The organism is Paenibacillus vandeheii (assembly GCF_030433635.1).
Taxonomy (GTDB): domain Bacteria; phylum Bacillota; class Bacilli; order Paenibacillales; family Paenibacillaceae; genus Paenibacillus; species Paenibacillus vandeheii.
This window is the reverse complement of sequence record NZ_JAROCD010000014.1, coordinates 116588-139511: the sequence shown is the minus strand read 5'-3', so window position 1 is coordinate 139511 and position 22924 is coordinate 116588. Positions and strand designations below refer to the sequence as shown.

At 48.9% G+C, this 22924-nt stretch carries 18 protein-coding genes; 10 read left to right on the top strand and 8 right to left on the bottom strand.

The genetic code is table 11. The annotated features are described in order from the left end of the window. The first annotated feature begins 46 nt into the window (after positions 1–46). Positions 47–679 carry a GNAT family N-acetyltransferase gene (locus P5G61_RS25425; RefSeq protein WP_301249008.1) on the top strand — a complete coding sequence of 211 codons (633 nt, stop codon included), beginning with the start codon at positions 47–49 and terminating at the stop codon, positions 677–679. A gap of 248 nt (positions 680–927) precedes the next feature. On the opposite strand, the gene P5G61_RS25420 is transcribed toward P5G61_RS25425, so the two are convergent. Both P5G61_RS25420 and P5G61_RS25415 read right to left on the bottom strand, forming a co-directional pair. Further along, positions 928–1737 (bottom strand): histidinol-phosphatase, encoded by an 810-nt coding sequence (locus tag P5G61_RS25420; protein ID WP_301249006.1) that lies wholly within the window; start codon positions 1735–1737, stop codon positions 928–930. Positions 1738–1768: 31 nt separating this feature from the next. Next, on the bottom strand, positions 1769–2671 hold the full coding sequence (locus P5G61_RS25415) for a LysR family transcriptional regulator (protein ID WP_024632619.1): 903 nt from the start codon (positions 2669–2671) through the stop codon (positions 1769–1771). 448 nt (positions 2672–3119) lie between these two features. Between P5G61_RS25415 and P5G61_RS25410 the strand changes: the two genes are divergently transcribed. The 5 genes from P5G61_RS25410 to P5G61_RS25390 all read left to right on the top strand — a co-directional run bounded on the left by P5G61_RS25410 (position 3120) and on the right by P5G61_RS25390 (position 8182). Then, complete coding sequence (locus tag P5G61_RS25410; RefSeq protein ID WP_024632618.1) at positions 3120–3578, top strand: chemotaxis protein CheX; 459 nt, start codon at positions 3120–3122, stop codon at positions 3576–3578. A gap of 56 nt (positions 3579–3634) precedes the next feature. Beyond that, entirely contained in the window at positions 3635–4408 is a 774-nt protein-coding gene (locus P5G61_RS25405) for an SDR family NAD(P)-dependent oxidoreductase (protein ID WP_301249005.1), read from the top strand. Between the two features lie 400 nt (positions 4409–4808). Next, complete coding sequence (locus tag P5G61_RS25400) at positions 4809–6182, top strand: DEAD/DEAH box helicase (protein WP_301249004.1); 1374 nt, start codon at positions 4809–4811, stop codon at positions 6180–6182. 27 nt (positions 6183–6209) lie between these two features. Next, entirely contained in the window at positions 6210–6962 is a 753-nt protein-coding gene (locus P5G61_RS25395; protein ID WP_079347644.1) for an ABC transporter ATP-binding protein, read from the top strand. A gap of 2 nt (positions 6963–6964) precedes the next feature. Continuing rightward, entirely contained in the window at positions 6965–8182 is a 1218-nt protein-coding gene (locus tag P5G61_RS25390) for an ABC transporter permease (protein WP_024632614.1), read from the top strand. A 159-nt stretch (positions 8183–8341) separates the two neighbouring features. Here P5G61_RS25390 and P5G61_RS25385 read toward each other — a convergent pair whose 3' ends face one another. From P5G61_RS25385 to P5G61_RS25375, 3 genes are all read right to left on the bottom strand, one after another. Continuing rightward, the gene (locus P5G61_RS25385; RefSeq protein ID WP_218671893.1) at positions 8342–8473 is read right to left on the bottom strand and encodes a YjcZ family sporulation protein; all 132 of its coding nucleotides are present in this window, start codon (positions 8471–8473) and stop codon (positions 8342–8344) included. A 286-nt stretch (positions 8474–8759) separates the two neighbouring features. Beyond that, entirely contained in the window at positions 8760–10058 is a 1299-nt protein-coding gene (locus tag P5G61_RS25380; protein WP_301249003.1) for an aminotransferase class I/II-fold pyridoxal phosphate-dependent enzyme, read from the bottom strand. 178 nt (positions 10059–10236) lie between these two features. Continuing rightward, positions 10237–10854, bottom strand: coding sequence for a pyridoxamine 5'-phosphate oxidase family protein (locus P5G61_RS25375; RefSeq protein WP_301249002.1), 618 nt, complete (start codon positions 10852–10854; stop codon positions 10237–10239). A gap of 135 nt (positions 10855–10989) precedes the next feature. On the opposite strand from P5G61_RS25375, the gene pdxR reads away from it, so the two are divergent. Beyond that, entirely contained in the window at positions 10990–12450 is a 1461-nt protein-coding gene (pdxR, locus tag P5G61_RS25370) for a MocR-like pyridoxine biosynthesis transcription factor PdxR (RefSeq protein WP_301249001.1), read from the top strand. A gap of 124 nt (positions 12451–12574) precedes the next feature. After that, entirely contained in the window at positions 12575–13360 is a 786-nt protein-coding gene (locus tag P5G61_RS25365) for a helix-turn-helix domain-containing protein (protein WP_024632610.1), read from the top strand. A gap of 489 nt (positions 13361–13849) precedes the next feature. On the opposite strand, the gene asd is transcribed toward P5G61_RS25365, so the two are convergent. Beyond that, positions 13850–14641 (bottom strand): archaetidylserine decarboxylase, encoded by a 792-nt coding sequence (gene asd, locus P5G61_RS25360; protein WP_301249000.1) that lies wholly within the window; start codon positions 14639–14641, stop codon positions 13850–13852. 85 nt (positions 14642–14726) lie between these two features. Next, entirely contained in the window at positions 14727–15857 is a 1131-nt protein-coding gene (locus P5G61_RS25355) for a YheC/YheD family endospore coat-associated protein (RefSeq protein ID WP_301248998.1), read from the bottom strand. A gap of 188 nt (positions 15858–16045) precedes the next feature. On the opposite strand from P5G61_RS25355, the gene P5G61_RS25350 reads away from it, so the two are divergent. Together P5G61_RS25350 and P5G61_RS25345 are read left to right on the top strand one after the other, a co-directional pair. Then, entirely contained in the window at positions 16046–16261 is a 216-nt protein-coding gene (locus tag P5G61_RS25350; protein WP_301248997.1) for a hypothetical protein, read from the top strand. Beyond that, positions 16254–20924, top strand: coding sequence for a WIAG-tail domain (locus P5G61_RS25345; protein ID WP_301248996.1), 4671 nt, complete (start codon positions 16254–16256; stop codon positions 20922–20924). Before P5G61_RS25350 ends, P5G61_RS25345 begins: the two co-directional genes overlap by 8 nt. Before the next feature lie 186 nt (positions 20925–21110). On the opposite strand, the gene P5G61_RS25340 is transcribed toward P5G61_RS25345, so the two are convergent. Beyond that, positions 21111–22676 (bottom strand): M4 family metallopeptidase, encoded by a 1566-nt coding sequence (locus tag P5G61_RS25340; protein WP_301248995.1) that lies wholly within the window; start codon positions 22674–22676, stop codon positions 21111–21113. Between the last annotated feature and the right edge of the window lie 248 nt (positions 22677–22924).

The following is a 22924-nucleotide window of genomic DNA, read 5'->3' as shown; positions in this document are numbered from 1 at the left end:
CTTGTCTTACCGGACTAGAACCCGTTAGGCAAAAGGAGCGATTGTCATGCTGACCCGAAAAATGCTGGGCCAAGGATTGCCTGCTTTGTGGACAGAGCGCCTTGTTCTTCGATCATTACGTCAGAGTGATTACAGCACGTTGTCGGAGCTGTTTTCCGACCCGCAGGTGATCCGTTATGTAAACAGGGGAAGTCAGCCCACACCAATCCGGGCTCGGCGATTATTGAATCAGATTCGCAGCAGCAGCGCCAAGCTGGATTCACTGCATTACGGCATCTGCTGGAAAGGCAGTGAGCAGATCATTGGCATCACTTCATTCCAACATTGGAATGACCAGAATGGTACCGCACAGATCGGATACATCTTGAACAGGTCCTGCTGGGGCAAGGGAGTCGCCACTGAGGCAGTACAGCGTTTGCTGGAATTCGGTTTTGCCGAGCTTAATTTGTCCAAAGTGGAAGCCCGATGTTACGAGGCAAATGTTTCATCCGAACGAGTGCTTTGCAAGAGCGGCATGAGTTATGAACGAACCCTGCCCTCGTTTGTTTTGAATCATGAGGATGGTGAGTCACCGGATACTCTGCTGGATGTTAAGGTGTATAGTCTGTATCGTGAACAGCATGTCCGTTCTCATTGGGAAAATCGCCTGCAAACATTGGTATCCGACAAGCACGAGTAACATAGAATAAAATGAAACAGCAGAGGGTTGAAACGAACTTCAATCATTTGTTACACAAATGAAATATAGCTGCAATTGAACTCTAACAGACAGCGGGTAAACTTATCTCATGACCCCCTTTTTGATAATAGATAATGCTGTTGGGACCCGCTGTTTGCGGGTTCATTTTTTTTATATTAGGAAACGAACCTAAAACCCCCACAGCGTGCTGATTCACGCCATGAGGGTTTTATTGTGATGCTCTATGATTAAAACGGTACAACTTGCATCTGTTTCTGTTTGAAGTATACCCATTCCGTAAACCCGATCTCTTGCAGACGTGTACGAACGTCATCCAGTTCATCGGCAACACGCTGTGGTTTGTGGGCATCCGATCCGAAGGTCACCTTCACTCCGTAATGATGCGCACGCTCCAGAATGGCATCTGACGGGTACCAGCCACCACTAAGCTTGGTTTTACCCGACGTATTAATTTCAATGGCCACGTTCGATTCTGCAATGACCTGCAACGTTTCGTCAATGGCTTGATCCGCGTTAATGTCCGAGAAAGGTGGATAATTTCCTTTCATCGCATCAATATGGCCTAGGATCTGGAACATACCGCTTCGGGCTGACTGCCGAATCAATGCATAATAACTCTCTTTCACTTCCACCTTACGTGCATCGCTTAAACCATTCCAGCGGGTTTTGTTGAATATGCTGACATCTTCCGTGTGATGAACTGAACCAATAATATAATCAAAAGGATATTGCCCCAGCGTACTACGATACAATTCGGCATGAATAGGGAAATAATCGGATTCGATGCCAAGCAGCACATCAATTTTGCCTGCGTATTCTTCCTTCAGAGCAAGTACTTCTTCCACGTAATGACGCAATTCCGACTTGCCCATCGCAATCCGGGGAAAAGCCTGCTCTACGTCACTTCCAAAGTAAGGTGTATGATCCGAGATACCGATGACCTCAAGTCCAGCTTGAATACCTGCCTCAATATAGTCGCGAATATTGCCGTCCGCATGACCGCAACGAAAATGATGGGTGTGAAGATCAAATTTCATATGAAATCCTTCCTTTCTCATGGCTCATTTATCATTCTGAACTGATGAACTGGGTCTCCGGCATGCCTTTGAGATCGCTCAGGAATTGCTGCATGGCCGAATTGAGATAACGACTTGATTTGTAAATGACTCCGACAGGGTGACTGACCTCCAGTTCACTGAGTGGAATCATGCGCAGTGTGCCTTGCCGCAACTCATGGGCAACGGATTGTTTGGATATGACGGCTGCCCCGAGATTGATCTCAACCATCCGCTTCACTTCCTCGCTGCTCGACAACTCCATGACGATATTGGGCTCAATGTTATGTTTCTTAAAAATGCCTTCCGTAAAGCGACGCCCCACCGTATCCGGGGATAGCAAAATCAGAGGTGTGCTGCGCAGGACATCCACCGCAGCATGCTTTTGCTTCGCCAGCGGATGGAATGGAGACACCACAAGTTCGAACGTATCATAATACAGCACGGACGTATTCAGGTTAGGATTACGCTCCGTGAGATAACCGATACCGATATCGACCATACCATTCTCGACCTGGGTATAGATCTGTGAGGAGGGGAGGGATTGGATACTGGTCTTGATAAGTGGAAATTGATCCTGAAAGTAAGATAACACCCGGGGCAAAATCTGAATGGCAATGGACGTCGTTGTGCCGAGTCTGATATGTCCCTGAGGGGTCTCATCGAGATCCATCAGTTTTTGTTTCAGCTCACCTACGATATCCAGCATACGTTCGGCATGTTGCAGAAACACCTGTCCACGATCGGTGAGGGTTACCGGCTGGTTACGATCGACAAGAACGGTCCTGAATTCATCCTCCAGGCTTTTGATCTGGGCCGAAACGGCAGGCTGGGTCAGATTTAGAAGTTCTCCGGCTTTGCGGAAACTCATCGTTTTCGAGATGGTAATCAGCGTCTCTAGTTGACTGATATTCATGTATGGCCTCCTTGCACGTAAAATGTCTTCTGTCTATCCATAGTGGAATCCCGTAACTGGTCATTGCTTGCGTTCCTTAAATTATAGGTGATTCAGGACAGCAGGGCAATGAAGGGAACATCATGGATTTGGGGAGGTCCATAAGAACGAGAAATTAATTTTATTTCAAGAAAATAAAATTTTTAATATTTTAAGAAACAGTAAAAAAGTCCTAAAGACCTTTTGCCATGCCCCTCCGTGGCAATTGTTGTTGCAACAGATGCGAAAAGCCTTGTTTTTTCGCTAGAATCAGCTATAAACATTTCCCCCGTGGATGACGATAAATTATAGTACACATGCCTTACCGAATTCTTGGTGAATTCTTGTACGTGATAAAGTATAATAAATTTATTGAATATGGGACTTTTGGTGTGTGACCAATAACCCAGTGTAAGGGGGACATTAGACAGTGAAAGCGGAAGTGATTAATCCTTTCCTGGAATCCGCACGGAACGTATTCGAACAGCTCATCCAGGTTTCGCCTTCCACCGGGAGTCTTGGCGTGAAAAATGTGGAGTACATTGCAGACCATGTCTGGATCGTGATCGGAATGACTGGACAATTGAGCGGAAACATTGTATTTGGAATACAAGAGTCGGTTGCATTGAAAATTGTTTCTGCCATGATGGGCGGTTTTGTCATTACAGAAATGGACGAAATGAGTAAAAGTGCTATTTCGGAACTTGGCAATATGATTAGCGGCAATGCAAGTACCATCCTGTCTAATCAGGGTGTCGTTGTTGATATTACACCTCCACAAGTGATGAATTCTGAATATGTGGCTTCCTTTAGTGCAACGAAGGCGTTGAGCATTCCTTTGCTGATGGACGGAATTGGTGAGATGGATATTCAAGTGATGATCTCGTAGAATAGAACCATACGCCTCTAGGGGCAATATGTGTTCAATACGGGAGGACATCGGGTATGCTGAAAGATCAGGTTGTTTTTATCACAGGTGCGTCGAGCGGAATTGGTGCGCTCTGTGCGCAGATGCTGATAGAAGAAGGAGCCATCCCGATTCTGGCTGCCCGCTCGCGGGACAAGCTGGAGGAGATTGGTGCTTCGCTGAAAGGGCAACACGAACTACTCACGTTAGATGTAACGAATGATGAGCAGGTTCAGACAGCCGTGAATGCGATGTTGCAGAAATACGGACGAATCGATATTTTGCTGAATAACGCGGGTTACGGAAAATTTGCGGCGATGACGGATATGTCTGTGCAGGAATTCGATGAGATGATGGACGTGAATTACATGGGCATTGTCCGCTGCACTAAGGCAGTGTTGCCGCAGATGCTGCAACGAGGCAGAGGACAAATTGTAAATGTAGCTTCCATGGCTGGCAAGATCGGAACTGCAAAATCCGCTTCATACACGGCAACCAAACATGCCGTACTAGGTTTCAGCAATGCCCTGCGCCAGGAACTTCGCAAAACCGGAGTCACGGTAACGACCATTAATCCCGGACCTATCGATACACCGTTCTTCCAACGGGCGGATCCCTCCGGTAATTATGTTAATAATGTACGCTGGATGATGCTGAAGCCGGAAGAGGTTGCGGGGCATATGATCCAGGCGATGAAGAAGCGCAAGGAAGAAGTGAATCTGCCCAGACTGGCTTCGGCTGGTGTGTGGCTGTATCAGCTATTTCCGCGTCTTGCTGACAGGCTGTCGCACGGTGTAATGAATCAGAAGTAAGATGCAACAGTGGGCATCACATATCGGATGAAAGAAGGGCTCCGCCGAGGGGCTTTTCTTTTTTTTGTCTGTAAAAATGTGTTTCGTGAATAAGATTTGGTCCGCAGGCTTTTTTCGCATATAATGAAAGGTAATGTGATGACAGGCTTCGGTTTTATCAGTACAAGCAGGGCTATATATGTTCAACTAAACATTTACACGATAACGGAGAGGACAGAAATAACCTGAAGAAGCGAAGCGTTCGCCTTTATCCCCGGATTTCCCATTTTCAAAAATGAGTCAAAAAAATCTGGGGATAACAGCGATCGGAAGGTTGTTCTGTCATCGGAGTGTTAGTGTAAATATTTATTAGTTGAAGATATATAGCGTCAAAACGAATAAATTTAAAGGATGGACATACATGACGAATCAAACATTTGCTTCAATTGGCGTAGAACAGGATCTTGAGGCTGTACTCGCCAGACATGGCATCAACGAACCTTCACCGGTGCAGGCACAGACGATACCAGTTATTCTGGAAGGTCGCGATGTGGTTTCAAAATCTCAGACGGGAACAGGCAAGACGCTCGCCTATCTGCTGCCACTGCTGCAATCCATCAAAAGTGATGTGAAAGGCACACAGAAGCTCATTATAGCTCCGACGCAAGAGCTGGCGATGCAGATTGTACGCGAGGCACAGCGGTATGGAGAAGAACGTAAAATCGGCGTTCTGGGACTCATTGGCGGTGCAGCGGTAAAACGTCAGATCGAAAAGCTGCGTGAACACCCCGAACTGGTTGTGGGAACGCCAGGACGACTGAAGGAATTGATCACGCTGAAAAAGCTGAAAATGCACAACGTCTCCACAATCGTTATTGACGAGGCAGACCAGGTATTCCAGCTCGGCGGGGTAAGCGACGTGGACTTCGTATTGCGCAGTGCCCTGCGCGACCGTCAACTCATTTTCCTGTCCGCAACGATCGATGAACATACCGCTGGACTCGCGAAGCGGGAGATGAAAGATCCGGTACAGATCGGTATTGAACCGGACCGGGCAACCGCTGCGGGACTTGAGCATTTTTATTTTGTGGAAGAAAACCGTAACAAAATCGATATGCTGCGACGTCTGGTTAGACAATATAACCCGGATCGCGCCATCGTCTTTGTGAATGCTACCGAGGATATTGGCGAGGTTGAAGCGAAAATGAATCATCTGGGCTTCTCTGCAGCTGCGCTGTATGGAGACGCCGACAAAGTGACCCGCAGCAATGTGCTATCCGCTTTCCGCAATGGCAAACTGCAGCTGCTGATCGCGAGCGAGGTCGCAGCCAGAGGACTGGACATTGAAGGCTTGCCGATGGTCATTAACTATGACCCTGCATTTGATTCGGAACACTATGTTCACCGCGCAGGCAGAACAGGCCGGATGGGTCGCAGCGGCATCGTGTTGTCGATCGTGGATGAAACGCAAATTTTCATTATGCGCAAGTTTGCGCGGGAACTTGGAATCGAATTGCCGGAACGTGTATTGTTCGGGGGGAAAGTGCTCGAGGCTGATCCGCGCCCGGATACCCGGCCTGAAGGGCATTCCTTCTCCAGAAAACCAGGGCAGTCCCGGGATCGTAAGCCTGGTCAGGCCAGCCGTAATGGTGGCGCCAGAACTGCTGTATCGAACCAACGCCCGACGGGTGGCAAGCCAGCTGGCAATGCAGGCAGAACTGAACGGGACCAGGATCGCAAGAACAAGGGCGCTCCCAAATGGAGCAAAGGCAAAGAGCCACGCGCTGAAGAATAAAACCTGACGAAAGAGGTGCAGGGATAGATGGAAAACGTTCAACCGCCCGTATTGAAAATCAACGGGCTAAGCGGAGGTTACAGTGCCAAGCGGCCGGTCCTCCACGGCATCGATCTGGAAGTTGGACGCGGAGAGATGGTCGGACTGATCGGATTAAACGGTGCTGGCAAAAGTACGACAATGAAGCATATTTTAGGGTTAATGACCCCTCAGCAGGGTGAAGTGCGGGTCATGGGCAAGAAGCGGGACGAAGATCCACAGGTATATCAATCTGCCATGGCCTTTGTACCGGAATCTCCCGAGCTGTATGACGAAATGACGGTTATGGAGCATCTGGAGTTTACAGCCAGAGCATACGGTGTTTCGGAGGCTGATTTTAAACAGCGTACGGAGAAGCTGCTGAAATTGTTCCGCATGAATGAGAAAAGTACCAGTCTGTCCACCCACCTGTCCAAGGGTATGCGGCAAAAGGTCATGATCATGTGTGCTTTTGTGGCAGGTCCGCCACTCTACATCATTGATGAGCCTTTCCTGGGACTTGACCCACTCGGGATTCGCTCTTTGCTTGATTTTATGCTCGAAATGAAAGCGTCGGGATCTTCCATTTTGCTCAGTTCACACATTCTGTCTACCATTGAAAATTACTGTGACCGTTTCATTGTTCTACACCGGGGACAGGTCATTGCTCAAGGGACGCTGAATGAGCTGCGTACTCAATTCGGGGAATCGAATGCCACGCTGGAGCATATGTTCTATTCCCTTGTACAGGGCAGGGATTAAGCATGGATCTCAAGCAGCTATGGAAGCAAAGACGCACGGGATTCTGGAATGGAATTCTTCCTTACCTGGGTTATGTCATTCAGAGCGGCGTAGCCATGGTGTTCTTATTTCTCGTCATTGCGTTCTCCGCCTGGTATACATCGTTTGTACAGCATATTCCGGCGGGATTCCCGATTCGCTGGATTACGCTGCTGTTGCTGGCACCACTGGTGCTGTTTAGCAGCTATCGTACATATCTGCATCCGGCTGACATCGTATTTTTACGTCCGCAGGAATATCGGATGCACGAATATCTGAAAAACAGCTTCGCCCGTGGCATCATCTATAAAACCCTGGGCATGCTCTTCATATTCATTACGCTGTGGCCGCTCTATGTTCGAGCGGATCAGGATGCAAGGCCATTTGGCTGGTTTATCCTGCTGCTGCTGCTGTGGAAAGGGCTGTCCAGCTATGGGGCATGGCAAGAGCTGCGCATGGTGCAGATCGGTGCCGCCAGAGGATATCGTTTGCTCAGATGGGCACTTGCTGTGCTTGCGGTTGCCGCCTGGTTGTGGCAGCCTCCACAGCGCAGCATCTGGTTCCTGCTGCTGCTGGCTGTTGTCTATATCGTTGCCCTGCGTATTCCTCTGAAACATCGGGTTTCATGGGAACGTCTTATCCAGGTGGAACAGGGCCAGGCTGGACGAGTGATGCGAACGTTGGGCTGGTTTGTCGATGTACCTTCATCAGGCCAGAAAGTAACTTCTCGCCGCTGGCTTAGCAAATGGGGGAGTGGCCTCCCCTGGAATGCAGGAAAAGCTTACCGCTATCTGATTACCAAAACATTTATCCGAACTGAAGTGTTCTCGATCGTTGTACGCCTGGTCGTACTCGGAATGTTGTTGTCCTGGTGGACGGCAGGCAGTTATTTCGGTATAGGTGTCTACCTGTTCTTCCTGCTGCTTGCAGGTGTGCAACTGGGTGCGCTGCGTCGCAGTCATAGTGAGTCGTTCTGGATTATGATATATCCTATCTCGGGAGAAAGTCGTCGTTCCCAGGTGCTGGGCTTCATCTCGAATCTGCATGCAATGGTTGCCTTACTTATGTGGCTGCCGATGCTCGCTGCGGGAGTGAGTGGACTAGGCATGACTGGAGCGGCATTGGTCCTTGGCGCGCTGGTGATCTATTTGATGCGACGTTCTCAGGGCAATAAGTGGTTGAAGGAAGAAGAGGATGAATGAACGGTCGAGCATCTGCCAGTTAGCGTCCATTGGCGATGCCGATCAGCAATTCTAATGAAACATAACAGAAAGACGGGTATTCCGAGCTGTATCTCGGAATACCCGTCTTTTTGTTAGAATCAGCTTACCTTGTTCCGACTCATGTTGAGGACGTATGAACTAACAGAGGAACGATTTAGTGATAATGACGAGCAAGATAAACAGAACGAGAATGGCACCTGTATTTGTAAATCCTCCTCCGAAACCGCCGCAACCATAACCGCCTCTTGTTTCTTCAACAACTCCAGACATTGGTCATTCCCCTTTCAAGTGGTGTTAGGCACGCCCTTGCGTACATCGTATATTATGTACCGTGGAGGTAGGCTGATTGGGCCGTTGCCCGGTACAGCTTCAAAATCATCGTTTTGGGCATTTGCCCCGGCCCAGACAGCCATGCGTTTTCAGAGTGAACACAAAACACCCCTTTGTATCGAGAGATATTCATCAGGATACAGAGGGGTGTTCATATTTGTCAGGAAACGCAAGCTAGTTCGTTTCCTGACTTCTTTATTTAGATAAGCATTTTACTGCATATGATCTAGTTCGTCTGTAGATCCAGAACTCCGCGATAGATCGTATCAAACAGATCTTCCAAGCCGGATTCTTCAATACAGGAGAAAGCAATTCGCAGATCGGACTCACCCAGTGCAATGGTACCGACGCCATATTTCTGTAGCAAATGTGTCCGGAGTTGCTCTGCACCCACATCTTTCAGCTTCAGACACATGAAGTACCCGGAGTTGAATGGGTAGTAATCCCATACCTCACCGTATTTACCGCTATCAAGAATGGCTTTTACTTTGTTGGCGCGGCCTTTCATGATTTCAAACTTCTCCAGCTTCTGTGCTTCGAACTCAGGTGCTTTCAGTGCATCCAGTACAAAAGTTTGGGAAGGATGCGGACCACTGGAGATGGTTGCACGGATAATACCCAGCGTTTTCTGCTCCAGTGCATGCAGAACCGCAGCGTCTTCATGAGCATATGTGATGAATCCAACGCGGAAGCCCCATACGAATTCTTCCTTGGTGGCACCGTCAACTTTGACAGTCAGGACACGTGGGTGAAGGTTCGCCAGTTTACCAAACAGGGATTCGTGAATGGAATCTTCGAAGAAGAGACCAAAGTAGGCATCATCGGTTACAGCAACGACGTTTACACCAGCCTCCGCCGCTTGACGAATCGTATCTACGATTGCATCTGCTTCTTCAGCTCCAGGCGTATAACCTGTCGGGTTGTTCGGGAAGTTGAGCAGCACGATGGCTTTGCCTTTGTCCTTCTGCGCAAGCAACGCTTCGAGTAGGCCTGCACTATTGAAATTCAATTGATCATCGAACAGGGGATAATGAACCAACTGGCCGTGACGGCGAATTCCGAAAGTCAGCTCATAATTTTCCCAGTTTTTATCCGGATATATAACAGCGTCCCCTTCTTCAGCGAACAGGTCGGCTACGATACTTAATCCATGAGTTAATGCGTTAGTTACAATCGGATTACCAAACGTTTTACCTTCAAGGGAAGGTGTTTCCTTCAGCATCTTATCTCTCCATACGGTCCGCAGCTCAGGCTTCCCTGCAGGCGGAGCGTAAGGGTACAAATCCTTCGGTTGGTATGCAGACAGCTTATCCTGAATAACAGCTAAGTGCATCGGCACACCGCCCTCCAGAGCGATACCAATCGTAGCATTGTAGGTTTTGGCCAGACTTGCTGCTTCAGCAGACTGACTCAAGATACCTTCTTTTGGAAAATAGATTTCTTTGCCGAGCTGCGACAGCATGGAGTAGACGTGACTGCTGCCTGCCTGAATACTTTCGTTCAACTGTTCAGCCAGTGGATTCATTCTTTTCATCCTTCCAAGTCTTTGTGATTCAACTGCCTAACATTATAACACCTTGCCTTCCCCCCGTCACGGAAATAACGCATAATGACAGTTTTATCACTTCACCGCGTTGTTGTGGATGTTTTTGAGTTAGGTTAATGTCACTTCTTTCGTTTGATTCTACTATGGAAAATGAGTATTATTCCTGATGAAAAGGACAGTATTTCCGCATCATTTCTGCGGTTTCCGCATCTCTTCCTTCGTTACGCTGTTCCAGTTCACCACTAATATGATCAAAGCGTTCGGCTGTGAGGTTCTGTCCAAATTTGAACTTGGCACTCATCCGTTCCGGAACAATGCGGACCACAGCAACAGCTTTGAGTTGTCCCTTGTAACGGGGATCAGCTGCATCAATGGGGATATATCCGCCCTGCGGCTGGAGTTTCTCCATGAAACGTTGCAGAACCTTGCCTTTGGTATCCAGATCCTGGAGCGGCTCTGCCTGACCGAATGCCATTACACTTTTGAAAAAAGAGGTTGCCGGACAGGCTAGCTCGGGATCACTGAAATAAGATGGAATCAGGGAAAACTCTTCTGCCACTGTAAAACTGACCGAGGAATCCTGTTTGATCTGCTTCATTTTCTCTCCGGCAAGACTGCCGTGGAAATAAAAACAACCGTCCATATATACGAAGTTTAGCGGTGTTACCCGTGGCTGCCCGTCTGGACTGACCGTCCCCAGAAAACCAAAGGAGCATTGGTCCAGAAAGGTTATCATTTCCTGCTCTTCATCTACATTGAATTCTTTTCTTCTCACTGGTGTTCCCCCTTGAATGGCAATGTGTATTAGATGTTGTACCTTAGCCATAACAATAGAACCTGCATTGACATATAAAAAGATCCAATTTACATTCACTTTAATAGACCAATTTATTTGGAAAAGGGGTGCACGATGGAATTATGGCTGCCCATGGATTCATACGAGCTTCAACATCGTTACAAATACGAGGCATTGTACCATGCTTTGCGTGACGCCATTCATGCTGGAATGCTGGCTGGTGGCACAAGACTGCCTTCCACCCGAGAGTTAGCACGTCAGTATGAAATGTCACGCGGCTCCGTAGCCCAGGTATATGACATGCTGCTCGCTGATGGCTATGTGCGGGCACATCGGGGAAGAGGGACTTTTGTTTCGGACACATTAACGGCACAGGAACATGCGGGACAGGAAGCGATCCTTCCACTTTCTCCATGGGGAGAGCGGGTGAGCATGCTGAATATTCATAATCAAAATGAAAAACCGTCATCTATTGAACGGGAGAAACCGGTCATCAACTTCCATGTACAGCGCATGCCTGCCGAGCACTTCCCGCAAGCGGAATGGAAAAGTGCCTTGGCCGCCGTTCATCGCAGCAGTGGATCACATGAACGAAGTGGTACTGCTGGAGATCTTGAACTGCGTGAGGCCATCGCGTCACATCTAAGATGGACACGCGGCATCCAGGCTGATGCATCACAGATCGTGTTGTTTAGTGGTTCCATGCAGGGCATCACCCTGCTGGCACAGCTGCTTATCCCGGAGGGGGCAGCTGTAGTATTGGAAAATCCGGGTTATCAGGGGATTGCCCATGCGGTGAAGTCCTGTGGAGGAACGATTATTCCAGCAGAGGTTGATAGCGGGGGAATTATTCCGCAGCGCTGGGAGGCACAGACGTTATTTGTGACCCCAACCCGTCAGTTTCCTACAGGAGCAGTCCTTGGTTTGGACAGACGGAGAGCCATACTTGAATGGGCGTCGGAGCGCAATGCCGTCATTATTGAAGATGATTATGACAGTGAATTTCGCTGGGGCGGCAGACCGATTGAACCGCTCAAGGTACTCGATCGTGAACAACGGGTCATCTATGTAGGATCGTTCTCACAAACGATGGTTGCATCCTTCCGGCTTGGCTATGCGGTTCTGCCGCCAGGTCTGGTGCAGCCACTGATCGCTGCAAAAGCACTGTACGAACCGGTCCCTCCTGCCCTTCTGGAGCAGCGTGCACTTGCGAAGTTTATGACCCGGGGAGGATATTTGCGCCATCTAAGACGGTTAACCCGTCTGTACGGGGAACGGCATGCTTTTTTTGTCAGTGAGATGAAGCGGGTATTACCGGAACCTTTCCTCATGCAGCCTGGGGATGCTGGATTGCATATTTATGCTGCCTGGAAAGGGAGTATCGACAGTTATGAAAGGTTCAAGGCACTGGCTCTGGAAGAAGGTGTCGTATTTCGTGATGCGGAGCGTTATCGGCTGACTCCAGGTCTTCCGGCTGTGTGTTTTGGCTTTGCACATCTGGAGAAAGAGGAGATTCAAGAGGGGATAAGGCGAATGCGGTTAGCATGGGAGAAGTGCACATTTTCGTTTCGGTGAATTCCGCTGTATAATGGAATAAGGCGTTTCGCTCCAGCAGGAGCAGGAATCATATATATACACATATCGCATCATTATTGATGCCGTATGCAAAAGAGATTAACTTTCAAGGGGGAGTGGCGACATGCTGCAGGCATCGCCGTCATCTTTTGTTATTTTGCCCGCCGTCGCCAAAATTGTCTGCGAACCGGGATGGAAGTGGCAGAAGCGGGAAAAACCGATGCAAAACTATGACTTATTTTACGTGTGGAGCGGTGAGGGGACCGTGGTGCTGAACGATCAGCCATATGAAGTGGGCAAGGGAAGCTGTTTCCTGTTCAGGCCAGGCGATCATCCTACTGCAACACATAATAAGCAAAAACCGTTGGTACTTACGTATATTCATTTTGATGTAGATATCCCCGTTAATGATGTTCCGCAGTCCTATCGTGAAGTACTGGAAACGGTCGAATTCGAGCATTTGCTGGCTCGGTATGTACGGCTGTTCTTATCCGATGTATATGGACGTGAGGAAGAAAGTCGGCTGATTCTGAAACAGCTGATGATTCATTTGCTGCGCGCGGACACGGAAGCTCCTGTAGAGAAAAAGGTGAGCAACCAGTTATCTGATGTCATCCAGGAGGTTGCTAACTATGTGCGCCAGCATCCAGGGATAACACATCGCGTGGAAGACCTCGCTGCCAGGGCTGGATTATCGCCTCGATACTTCTCGATCAAGTTCAAGGAATTGATTGGTTCGTCCGTGCAATCCTATATCATTCGCATGCGCATTGAGCGGGCCGAGCATTTGCTGGTGCATACCGGTATGAATGTGACCGAAGTGGCAGATGCCCTTGGGTACCGGGATATCTTTTTCTTCAGTCGTCAGTTCAAGCAATATACCGGCAAAAGTCCGTCCGAGATTCGATAGGGCCTCTTTGTCGGGTAGAATATGGCAACGTTTCAATTCTGGGAAGCAGGGGTAAGTATGTAGCATTCCAGACGATCGAAAGGGGGAACTTGTGATGAACGGAAAACGTCGGGTCCGCAACCGGGGATGCTCTACAAAGGGCTTTAATCTTTTCCGGAACCGCCTGCGCCGCAGCAAACCGGCAGAGGAAATGCAGGACGTATGGTTTTAGGAAATGGTCAGAAAAACCAATATGACGAAGCATAGCTTCGTATTGCATGTATACATGGAATGAGAACGGATGTCATCTTGGCTTCTACATAGATCTGAAGCAGATAATTGCATTCTCTGATCAGCCAAAGGTACTCATAGCCTGGACACTTTACCCTAAAAAGGTGTTCCGGCTGCGAGTACCTTTTTATATAGGCAAATGTTCTGTGTGTAATTTCTTTCTGTATATTAGAAATTAAAAAGATGACTCCTGTTATTCAGGAATCATCTGCTCATTGCTCATTGGACGGGTTTTAACCGACCGAGCAATTCTCCCATTTTGACGGAATCACCAGGCTGCAAGCCTGGTTTCGGTTCGAATGTGCCGCTCTGCGTCAACAGTACGACGGTGGAACCGAATTCAAAATATGCGAGATCATCGCCTTGTGCCCAGGAACTGACATCCGTACCGGCGTACTGTATACTGCTCACATTCATTGCGCCTACCTTCACGACAGCAACTTCTCCAAAATCATGGGCAATATACGTAATGAGCCGTTCGTTTCGACTCAGCACCGATCTCATATGGGTCAGGCCAAAATCATTTACCGGATAAACTTTGCCCTTAATATGTTCACTCTCCATTCGGCGACCGCTAACAGGCGCATGAATGCGGTGATAGTCGCGGGGACTGAGGTATAGGACAAAAGCATAGCCGTGCTTGTACTTCTCCAGATGCGGTGAGTGGTTTAATAATTCAGCAAGTGTATAATTTTGTCCCTTAACATTCAGGAGCGTTCCAGCAGATACCGGACCGGCTGCTGTGATTTTGGCATCTACCGGACTGATCAATGCATGTTCTGAAAGTTCAAGCGGGCGCATGCCCGGTTTAAGTTTACGGGTAAAGAAATCATTCAATGAACGATATTCCTTCCAGTCTTTTTCAGCTTCCTGAACAGGGATGTCGTAGGTCCGGACAAAATAAGGGATAAATGCCTTGCTTCCTCGGCTTTTGGAGAAGGCTCCCACAGTCCGGGAGATCCATTTGCGAGAAGAAAGCTCGGTCATTAACCGCAACAGCGTTTTTGCCATGAATATCCCCCTTAGGGTTAGTGCGAACTTCAAGGCCGGCAGGACCGGCCGTTCTGCATAATATTGACACAGAATGCCCACGAAATCAATATAAGCTCCTATCGTACGTCTGAGGTTGCCGCGATATGCGCGAATTCTGTTCCAGCAGCAGACGTCCATAAGCCATCGGTTGTCGGTAACTTGCCTTCCAATGCTCCGTCATCCCGGCCTTTCGGAAACCGTAGCGTTGATCCCTTCCGTTGCATTCGATAAAATAAATCCGCCCGTTCTCTGTTATCCCCAGATCAAGTCCAAGGTCCGCAAGATGTGGCAAGCTCGAGGCCAGCGTCCGTGCGATGCGGAGTCCCACAGACTTGATTCTGTCCTCCAGTTCTAGTAAATGCCAGTCGGATTCCTCCGAGCCAAGAGCTTCAGCCAGCGTCATGACTTTGCTGCCCTGGGCAATATTTGTGACAAACGTATGAGACGGAGCTACCTTGGCAAATATGCCCGTAATCCCCCACAAGCCGTCATTTCCCCGTTGCACAGATACTCGCAGATCTACGGGTCTGCTCTCATAGCGCACCAGAGGAATGCGTTCTTCAATGAGATAAGCATGACGGAAAATACGGCGCAGGGTGGCCGAGGGCAGTTGTCCCTTATTTAGTCGAAAGGTTGCCCAACCCTTGCGTGAAGTTCTTGTCTCACATGTCAGTTTCCATTGACCCTCCTTTTGGAATATCCGCATAATGCCGTGACCAATGCTTCCGCTGCATGGCTTGATTACCAGATCATCGTAATGTTCCATCATATAGGCCAAAGACTCAGGTGTAGCTTTGACCGCACGGGGGAGATGTTGCCTGAGGCTGGGGTCCTGATAAAGCATCTCGTGAATGTGATCTTTGCGGTATCGATTGCGCACATTGTATACCTGTATGCCCTGCAACAGAAGTTGGGTCACCTGGTGCTGCTCCGTACGGCGAAGCTGGAGAGCCCGATTATGAATAACGGAAGGCAATGGCATCCTTTGACGCACGTATTTACCCTCTTTTTTTACATAAGCCATACAGGTTTTGGTATCCGAATCCACGTCTTCCAGCCGCAAAAAACAAGGGGTTAATCCATAACAGGCCGCTGCCTGTTCAACATTCGCGAGTGATTCCTGACCCGTCCTTCCAGCCGGTATCCCCCGGTACATGCGTGAATCGAACAGAATACCGATCGTTTCTTGTAGCATGACCGTTCCTCCTTCAATGTTATCGCGACCATGGATCGTCCATCCATGAAATGTGCCGGGCTGTCAACGCCTGATTGGATATCACGATAACGCAGACCGGAATCATGATGCTTCGATAGGCACCAATGAGTTCTCATACCAGCCCTTTGCATTCTATAGATTTATGCAAAATGCTTACATGATATCGTATGACATTTCCGGGGCAGGGGCGTGGACAGCCGCCTTACATAAGTGAGTTGGTACAGCCTATTTCAGCAGACAGCATTCTGTTAACGCATATTTTGAAGCTTGTACATCCAGATGCTGTAATTGGCAAAAGTCATGAATTGCAGTGGCAGATGCCCAGACTGGAGCATATGATGCCGGAGACGAACGTCAGAGGAAGGAGCAGGCTGTATGAGTAAAAAGGGCAATAAGAAGATTCCTACGCCGAAACTGCGGCATGTGAGTCCAAAATTTAAGGAACTGGATCTGACCAATCGACGGTCAGACACAATGAGCTCAGGTTTCACTTCGAATAGGGAAGAGCGCGTGAATGCAAATAAACGGGATTCGAGGGCCATTCAGGCATCAGAAGAATTCCTATTCGAATCAATGGAGCTACCTGCTACAACGAACGAGCTGGAAGACCTAAAAATCGTAGCCAAAATCATCAAGCCGGAACCCGTAGAGTCTGATAACGAGGAAGTCGTCGAGACACAGCATAGCCCGGAAAAACAGATTCAGGTCAGCAGCGTGGCTCCGCATGTTCTAGAAGAAGAAAAGGACATCAACAAGCAGGAAATCACAAGCAGGGATCGGCTGCAGATCCTGAATCAGAACCAGATGCCGGGTCATACCGGACACTATATCTACACGGACGACTTGAGTGAATTTGCTGTTACGGAGAGCAAACTGGCTCCTTTCTCAGTGGATGCCTCCAAGCTGAAACCGGATGCGGTAGGCAGTGAAGCATTGCAGGATTATGCGGTGACCAGCATTCACATTGCAGACGGGGCAATTGTTTCCGCTAAACTTGCGGAAGCATCTGTATCCGAAGAGCACTTGATTGACGGCTCCGTGTCAGGTCACAAAATACGAAATGCTTCTATTGCAGGCGATAAAATCAGGGATGGCAGCATTACTTCCCAGAAGCTTGGCAACCAGGTCATCGATTCAGCCAAAATTGCCGACGGTTCCATCGGAACAAGACATCTCAGCCGAATGCTGGTTACGGAAGAATTAATCAAGAATCATGCCGTAACTGGAGACAAGATTGCGATTAGCGGCGTGGATACAAGGCATCTCACGGGAGGAGCTGTGCATACCTCTAAACTGGCTGACGATGCGGTGACTACATCCAAAATTCGTGAAGGTGCTGTCACAGGCAGCAAAATCGAAGAACAATCCATCGAGTCTCACCATATCCAGGCAGGTGCTGTTAAACAGACGCATCTGGCAGAAGGGGCTATTGGTCGTTCACAACTATCTATTGGCAGTGTTGGGAGTGACCAAATTGAGGATGGATCCATACAAACAAGGCATTTAGCTGAGGGTTCGCTAAGCGGAAGACATCTGCTGGATGGTTCCATCGGTTCAAGCCAGATCCGCGCTTATGCAATTGGCAAGGAGCAGATTGGCAACGGAGAAGTAGGCAGTGAACATTTGACGGACGGTGCTGTAACCAGCAGCAAACTGGCAGATCAATCGGTTGGAACAGCTAAATTGCTGGAACAGTCGATTACAGCCTCCAAGATTTCTGATCAGAGCATCATTTCTTCCAAAATTGCGGATGAAGCTGTACAGGGCAAACATCTTGCCAAAGGGTCCATTCGTGCGGAACACATTGCGAACCGGGGAATCACGCCGGTACATGTGGACAATTCCGCAATTCACTCCATTCACATTGCAAGTGGAAGCATCGAGGCAACTCATCTGTCTACCGGAAGTGTGTCCGGAGATGCTCTCGCGGATGGCGTGGTATCTGAGCGGCATCTGGCAGAGTCAGCTGTAGGTACGTATGAATTGCAGGATGCTGCAGTTATAGACACCAAGCTCGCGGATGGAAGTGTGACAACAGAAAAACTTGGAACGGCTTCGGTTAGCAGCAGAGCGCTTGCCCCGGGGAGCGTCGTATCCTCGCATCTTGCCAGCGGTGGAGTCACAGGTACACATCTGGCTCCAGGCAGCGTTGGTTCCGAGGCCCTGAGACCTTATGCAGTGAAATCGGAACACCTGACAGAACATGCAGTAGGTGTACCTCATCTTCAGCCAGGCAGCGTCGAAACGGAAGCTATTGCACGGGCCGCAGTCACCACGGACAAATTGGCTCCTGGCAGTGTAACTTCAGCCCAGATGGCAGGCGGATCCATTTTTCCACCTCATCTTACAGATCATGCGATTACCTCCCCCAAGCTATCACCGGAGAGTGTTGCCACGGATAAACTGGCGGATTCTGCTGTCACGTCAGCCAAACTGGCAGACGGCAGCGTGACTTCTTCCAAAATTATGGCAGAAAGCATTCACGCCAAACATATTCCAGCAGGAACCATTCGCGGTTATCACCTGAAGCAGCATGCCGTTTCACTGGAACATTTGTCGGAGGAAGTACGTTCACCCGAATTATTTGCCGATGGTAGTATTACAGGCAACAAACTGCGGCATGGTTCCGTAACAGCAGACCATTTGGCAGCAGACTCGGTATCCGGGACAGAATTACAACAGGCCTCTGTAGGCAGCGAGCATCTGCAGCCATCCGCTGTGCAATCCGTTCATCTGGCTGATGGAAGTGTGAAATCGGATCATTTGGGTACGGGGGTGGTGAATTCACAGCATCTGAAACCCGACATCATTCATGAGGAACATATTGCTGAACAGGTAGTCACATCCCATCACTTGGCACCTGGATCTGTCGAAACAGGCCATCTGGCACCTTTATCCATTACAGCGGCTCATCTGCAGCCAGGTTTGATCAGTGGTTTGCACCTTCAGGCAGAGTCGACAAGTGCGGTTCACCTGCAGCAAGGAGCTGTACATTCCCGTCATATTCAAGATGGTGAGATTCTTCCTCATCATATCCATGAACGCAGCATCGGTACGTCTCATCTGGAAGAAGAAGCAGTAAGTACGATTATATTACAGGATGAATCGGTAACACGCTCCAAACTGGCGAGTGGTAGTGTTGATGGCAGTAAATTAGCCGCAGGGGCAGTATCGGCTGCCCACATGGCAGACGAAAGTGTGCAAACTCGCCATATCCAAGAAGGTGCAATCCTTGCTGGTCATATTCAAGAACGCAGCATTGGCACACTCCATTTGGAAGAGGAGTCGGTAAGTGCAGTCCATTTGCAAAATGGATCTGTTACGAGTGCCAAACTGGCGGATGGCAGTATAAACGGAAGCAAGTTATTCGAAGGTACTATATCGGGGATTCATATCGCATCGGAAAGTGTGCAATCCGGGCATATTCAGGCAGGTGCCATCCATGCGGGTCATATTCAGGAACGCAGCATTGGCACACCCCATCTGGAAGAGGAAGCAGTAAGTGCGGTTCATCTGCAAAATGGCTCCGTAACGAGTGCCAAACTGGCTGATGGCAGTGTAAACGGCAGCAAGTTGCTCGAAGATACAGTGTCGGGGATCCATATCGCTTCCGAAAGTGTGCAGTCCCGCCATATCCAGGAAGGAGCAATCCTTGCTGACCATATTCAGGAGCACAGCATTGGCACGGCCCATCTGGAAGAGGATACAATCAGTACGGTTCATCTGCAAAATGGGTCTGTAACGAGTGCCAAACTGGCCGATGGCAGTGTGAGCGGCAGCAAATTACTTGAAGATTCGGTATCAGAGGTCCATATTGCCAGTGGAAGTGTGCAATCCCGTCATATCCAAGAGAGAGCGATTCATGCGGACCATATTCAGGAACGCAGCATTGGGATCTCCCACCTCAAAGCGGAATCGGTAAGTGCGATTCACCTGCACAATGGTTCCATAACAATTGCCAAACTGGCCGACGGCAGTGTAAACGGCAGCAAGTTGCTTGAAGGAGCGGTATCAGCTATCCACCTGGCAGACCAAAGTGTGCAATCACGGCATATTCTGGATGGAACGATCCATGCTGATCATATTCAAGAACGTAGTATTCGCACAACCCATCTGGAAGAGGAAGCAGTAAGCGGGATCCATCTACAAAATGGGTCCGTAACGAGTGCTAAACTGGCCGACGGCAGTGTAAACGGCAGTAAATTGGCTGAAGGCGCGATAACATCCGCGCATCTTGCAGACTGCGCCATCGATGGCAGCAAACTGAGTGAACAAAGCATTACATCCAATCACTTGAATGCGGGAATTGTAGGTCCGGCGCATTTGAGCGAAGAGATATGGAATGCGATTCGCCAGTTCAGTGGAGAAACACTGGAGCAGCTGGCAGCGATCAAAAGACAAGAAGCATTGCTTCAGACAGAGAGCGAAGCAGTACAGCCTTCACAGCAGGCCCTGGTCGAGGCACTGCCGGGTGCTGGTCTGGAGGAAACACAAATTCACCAGACATCGAATCAGGAGCTGGAGGAACAACAAGAGCAGGCAGCCCAAACGGACCAGCTTGGAGAGCCATTGGCAGCTGCTTCAGTGACGACAGAGGAGATAGTTCAGGCTCAGCAATCACAGCTTGAATTGTCACAGGAGATCGGTGGAACTACGGAGTTTATATTGAGTGAACAATCGATTACACAGGAACATTTGTGTGATGGAGCGGTGGGCAGCGAGCAGCTGCAATCCGGAGCCGTTCAGGCCAAACATCTGGCATTTCAGCCTGTACGGAGTGTCAGCCGTCAGCCTGTCGTGCAGCAGTTCGGTATGGAGGCTTTCATATTGCCTGAGGATGAAGAAAGTGTGGAAGTATCGATAGCCTTTGAGGAGTCGTTTATATCGGAGCATTATGTGATTGTAGCCATGTGTAATGATCGGGGATTTCAGGTGTCGCTGCTCTCCCAGAGTGAAGATGAAGCTGTACTGGAAGTGTCACGTACTGGAGGTTCCAAACACACGTATGGATTGTTATCATGGATTGCCGCCGGGCCTTCCGTCTAAGCGTGCGGGATCACGTGCTTTCATCTTCAAAGACAACTGTGGACGAAGGAGTGCACATGTTCAAATAGACAAAAGCGGTTCCCGGATTTGTCCGGGACACCGCTTTTTTTCATATATAAGCTTGCTCCGTTCGGACGATGAGGGGTGCCTGAACGATTGAATATGAGTTCAACAACAAATGGATTCTTACAGTCCTACGGCTTGATAAGCTTTGGTAATTGCAGTAACCTCAGCGGAAGTTGCACCGTACAGATCTTTGGCTGCTTGGATGGTAGCTGTTTTTGCCGCAGCAAATTTGGATGTTGGTGTCAGATAGTTCACGAGTGTGCTGTAGAAGATTTGAATGGCTTTATCGCGTCCAATTCCGGTTACAGTGACACCGTTGTGCGTGCCGCCTTGAACTGCAAGATAGTATGCTTTGTTGATGATACCGCTGTTGGTATGAACACCACCGTTGTCAGCTGTTCCGGTATAACGGTCACTGTATTTGTCAGGTTGTCCATACAATGTAGGGTTGGACATGGAGCGCAGTGCATCGCCTGCAATGTTAGGTGTGTAAATGTCGTCACCGATCAACCAGTTTTTGCTCTGAATGGTATTGCCGAAGATATCTGCGAAGGCTTCGTTCAGTGCGCCTGGCTCATTGCGGTACTCCAGGTTGGCTGTGTTCTCAATGACACCGTGAGTCAATTCATGACCTACTACGTCCAGATCACCGGACAGGGAAGTGAAGGTTGTACCATCTCCGTCACCAAATACAATCTGTACCCCGTTCCAGAAGGCGTTATTGTAGTTGGAGCCGTAATGTACCGTGGATTTGATCAGCAAACCGTTGCCGTCCAGACCGTTACGATTGAATTTGTTTTTGTAGAAATCATACGTGGCGGCAGCATAGGCATGGGCATCTACTCCGGCACGATCAGTCCATACATTGTCGGAATCCGTCAGGAGAGTACCTGGAATGGTGGAGCGATTGCTTGCGGTGTAGGTTTCGATCCCTTTGCCGCGAGTGGTATCTTTCAGTTGGAAGGTACTGCCGGATTGGGTGGTTGTAAGAGTCTTGGTATCACCAAGTACACCTGTACCTGTTCCTGTTGCGAAGTTGATGAGGTCATATTGAGATACGATACTGCCGTCAACGGCATTCACGAAATATTTGGTACGCAATGGGGCTGGTTCAAGCACATTGACTTCAGTAATGTAAACCAGATAGGTTTGGTTGTCCTCTTCATTGTGGTAAATGTTCAACTCGGCTTCAGGGGTTTTCTGTGGTTCGCCAAGCTCTCCAACACGGGAAGTGGCTTCTTCCGATGCAATCTTGATCGCATCTTCTGCACTGATTTCAGCGACGCCGTCATTAGGGATGGATTGTTCTTCAACCGGTGGAAGATCACCAAGTGCGGATGAAACCTGTCCTGTTTTGTCCAGGTGGATCGTTTGCTCGGCACCGTAGACTGGAATTCCTTTAATGTACTGCTTCAGGCGGAAGTGTCGTACACCAGAGGTGTCTGTAGTTCTTTTAATGATTTTGAGTTGGGATTTCACGTCGGAATTCAGGAATTGTTCCTGTTGACCAAGGAAATTGAAGATAGTTTCGTCGGAGCCGCTGTTCAACTGGATACCCTCCTCAGAGGCATATGGGGCCTGCAATGGAATGGACTGATCGGACAATGGAGCTGCAGCAGCAGAAGATACGGAAGCGAGCAAAAGAGCTCCTCCAAGAATTGTTGGCATAACTTTAGCAAATTTCATAGTAAACTCTCCCATTCTCAATATGATTTTTTGGAAAACAAATAATTATGCCAATCTCGGTTGGAGTTCCGTCTGCAACTTGGGCAGCGCGGAGTGTGGGGCTGAATCTGAAATGTGGAATATGACAAGAAACGATAAGGAACAAAATCGGCAGAGCCTGTATGCCTGTGGTTGGGTGTAAAAGGAGTACCGTTTATCCGGTTCAGCTATGAGGCTTAATCGTTCATTGTAGTTCCTCAATCAGAAGC